This window comes from Methylophaga lonarensis MPL, from assembly GCF_000349205.1.
GTDB lineage: Bacteria > Pseudomonadota > Gammaproteobacteria > Nitrosococcales > Methylophagaceae > Methylophaga > Methylophaga lonarensis.
Genome location: NZ_APHR01000111.1, coordinates 1 through 705 on the forward strand (window position 1 = coordinate 1; position 705 = coordinate 705).

General features: G+C 52.5%; 2 tRNA genes and 1 rRNA gene. All 3 read right to left on the bottom strand.

What is annotated here, in order from left to right:
* Positions 1 to 76: 76 nt before the first annotated feature.
* A tRNA-Ala gene (locus MPL1_RS13105) sits at positions 77 to 152 on the bottom strand.
* Between the two features lie 127 nt (positions 153 to 279).
* Positions 280 to 356: transfer RNA gene (locus MPL1_RS13110), tRNA-Ile, on the bottom strand.
* A gap of 151 nt (positions 357 to 507) precedes the next feature.
* A 16S ribosomal RNA gene (locus MPL1_RS13925) occupies positions 508 to 705 on the bottom strand; the annotation flags it as partial.

A 705-nucleotide genomic window follows, 5' to 3' on the forward strand; every position in this document is an offset into this window, starting at 1 on the left:
GGTTTCGCTCCACTTAGTTGGTGGAACCAATCTATCGCTCCACTTAGTTGGTGGCTGATTTACCGCTCCACTTAGTTGGTGGAGCTAGGCGGGATCGAACCGCCGACCTCCTGCGTGCAAGGCAGGCGCTCTCCCAGCTGAGCTATAGCCCCATCTTGGGTTTTCCTTTGGGTTACCACTTAACCCCTGTTTCAAGGGCTTTTTCGCAGATTGTTCGGTTTTGTCGGCGAAGCTGCCTCTCGGCAGTGAGCTGACAAAAGCGGGCAATATGCGGAAAAGTGGTGGGTCTGGGAAGATTTGAACTTCCGACCTCACCCTTATCAGGGGTGCGCTCTAACCAACTGAGCTACAGACCCGTAGTCTTTTCATTATCCAGTCGCTTCAGCCGGTCGGTGACCTCACCGCTTCTTCCGAAACGTGCGCTCCGATGAACTGAGCTACAGACCCAGATATCTCTCTGTCAAATCAAGTAATTTGTGTGAGTACTTACGCAGTCGTTTCTCTATGAAAGGAGGTGATCCAGCCCCAGGTTCCCCTAGGGCTACCTTGTTACGACTTCACCCCAGTCATTGACCACAAAGTGGTAAGCGACCTCCAAAAGGTTAGTCTACCTACTTCTTTTGCAGCCAACTCCCATGGTGTGACGGGCGGTGTGTACAAGGCCCGGGAACGTATTCACCGCAGCATTCTCTGCGATTACTAGCT